General features: G+C 66.3%; 2 protein-coding genes. Both read left to right on the forward strand.

All coding sequences use genetic code 11. The features are described from left to right. The first annotated feature begins 107 nt into the window (after window positions 1–107). On the forward strand, window positions 108–833 hold the full coding sequence (locus AC0L3X_RS46900) for a thermonuclease family protein (RefSeq protein ID WP_063980481.1): 726 nt from the start codon (window positions 108–110) through the stop codon (window positions 831–833). 164 nt (window positions 834–997) lie between these two features. After that, window positions 998–2,185: a pyridoxal-phosphate-dependent aminotransferase family protein gene (locus AC0L3X_RS46905; RefSeq protein WP_063980480.1), complete on the forward strand. Its 1,188-nt coding sequence runs from the start codon at window positions 998–1,000 to the stop codon at window positions 2,183–2,185. Window positions 2,186–2,460 lie beyond the last annotated feature (275 nt).

Genomic DNA, 2,460 nt, shown 5'->3' on the forward strand with positions numbered 1-2,460 from the left:
AATGACGGGAAGTTGAAAGCTCAATCGTTGGGCAGGCGCTGGCCGGGCGGCCAAAAGCCGACCACAATTGCGACGTCTATCGAGATTTTCCTCACACGCGGACCGGCATGTTGCGAAAATTCCTGATTGCGCTGTCTTTGCTCGCCATCCCCTCGCTGGCCCAGGCCGCCGACATCACCGGCACCGCAAAGGTCCGCTCCGGCGATTCCGTCCTGATCGGGAACACGCGGGTCCGGCTTGGCGGCATCGACGCGCCCGCGGTCGACCAGCTCTGCCTCAATACAAAAACCGAACGCTGGACCTGCGGCATCGCGGCGCGCGACGAGCTCGCCAAATACACCGAAGGCAAGAGCTGGGTCTGCCACGCCCGCGCGATCGACCGGCGCGGCCGCACCGTGGCGCGCTGCGAGGTCGGCGGCGAGGACATCCAGAAATGGCTGGTGCGCAGCGGCTGGGCACTCGCCTACACCCGCGTCTCTCACGACTACGAACCCGATGAGGCCGCCGCGCGCGAGGCCAAAGCCGGCATGTGGCAGGGCGCCTTCATCGCGCCGTGGGACTGGCGCGTCCGCAACAAGAAAACCACGATCCTGGGCGCCACCAAGCCGCCCGAGGGCGCGCATGCGGTGCTGCTCGCCTCGGCCTCCGGGCCGGTCGCGCCCTCGCCGGACTGCACCATCAAGGGCAACGTCAACACCGCCGGCGAGTGCATCTATCACCAGCCGACCAGCCGCTGGTACACCCAGATCAAGATGAAGATCAGCAAGGGCACCCGCTGGTTCTGCTCGGTGGAAGAGGCCGAAGCCGCCGGCTGCCGCGAGACCAAGAGATGAGTGCATGGTCCTGAAAAGTGTGAGGCGGTTTTCCGACAAGACCATGCTCGAAACAAAAACCACCCCAGACCTGCGTTTTGCGTGCTTTTCTTGGGCTTCCACGGCGCGTAGAACGTGAGTCAGCGACCCACCAGCCTGTTCTCAAGCAACAAGGACCAACAGCAATGACCGTTCGCGCGGGCCGGGAATTTCTGGCCATCCCCGGGCCCACCACGATGCCCGACGAGGTGCTGCAGGCGATGCATCGTCCGGCGATCGACATCTACTCCAAAGAGATGCACGAGCTGACCGATACACTTCTCGCAGACATCTCGAAGCTGTTCGCGACCAAGGGCAAGTCCTACATCTACATCGCCAACGGCCATGGCGCCTGGGAAGCCGCGCTGAGCAACGTGCTGTCGCGCGGCGACAAGGTGCTGGTGCTGGAGAGCGGGCGCTTCGCGATCGGCTGGGGCAACGCCGCCGCCCTGATGGGCGCCGAGGTCGAGGTGCTCAAGGGCGACTGGCGCCGCGCGGTGCGGCCGCACGAGGTCGAAGAGCGCCTGCGCCGCGACAAGGAGCACACCATCAAGGCCGTCGTCGTCGTCCAGGTCGACACGGCATCGGGCGTGCAGAACGACATCGAGGCGATCGGCAAGGCGATCAAGGCCAGCGGCCATCCCGCGCTGTACATGGTGGACACTGTCGCCTCGCTCGGCTGCATGCCGTTCGAAATGGACAAATGGGGCATCGACGTCGCGATGTCCGGCTCGCAGAAGGGCCTGATGACGCCGCCCGGCCTCGGCTTCGTCGCGGCGAACGCGCGCGCACTCGAGGTGCAGAAGAAGGCCAACATGTCGACGCCCTATTGGAGCTGGAGCGAGCGCGAGGGCAGCGAGAATTATCGCAAATATGCCGGCACCGCGCCGGTGCATCTGTTGTTCGCGCTGCGCAAGGCGATCGACCTGCTGCACGAGGAAGGGCTCGAAAACGCGTTCCGCCGCCACAGCCTGCTCGGCGAAGCCGCGCGCCGCGCCGTCTCCGCCTGGTCGGAAGGCCAGGTGCTCGGCTTCAACGTCGCGGAGGCGAGCGAGCGCTCCAACACCGTGACCACGGTGACCATGAGCAATGGCCACGATCCGGCGCTGCTGCAGCGCTATTGCAAAGACAAGTGCGGCGTCGTGCTCGGCACCGGCATCGGCGATCTCTCCGGACAAGCCTTCCGCATCGCCCATATGGGCCACGTTAATGCGCCGATGCTGCTCGGCACGTTGGGGGTGGTCGAGATCGGGCTGAATGCGCTGAAGATCCCGCACGGCAAGGGCGGGCTGGAAGCCGCGGTCGCGTATCTCGGCGAGCAGGTGGCGGTCTAGACGCGCTTTCTTCCTTCTCCCCTTGTGGGAGAAGGTGGCGTAGGCGGCCTTCGGCCGCCGTTCTTAGGAACGCCGAAGCGAAGCTTCGGCTATGGCGCCGGATGAGGGGTTGTCTCGGCGAACTCAATTGCGAGATGGACTCGCGGATAGATACCCCTCACCCGTGGGGGGGGGGCGCGGGGGGGCCCCCCCCCCCCCCCCCGGGGGGGGGGGGGGGGGGTGTTTTTTTTTTTTGTTGTGGGGGGGGGGGGGGGGGGGGGGGGGGGGGGGGGGGG

Source organism: Bradyrhizobium sp. MI1.7 (assembly GCF_055811795.1).

Excerpts from the sequence above, each read along its gene's own strand:
- AC0L3X_RS46900 (WP_063980481.1), top strand. The coding sequence starts at position 108 with ATGTTGCGAAAATTCCTGATTGCGCTGTCTTTGCTCGCCATCCCCTCG.
- AC0L3X_RS46905 (WP_063980480.1), top strand. The coding sequence starts at position 998 with ATGACCGTTCGCGCGGGCCGGGAATTTCTGGCCATCCCCGGGCCCACC.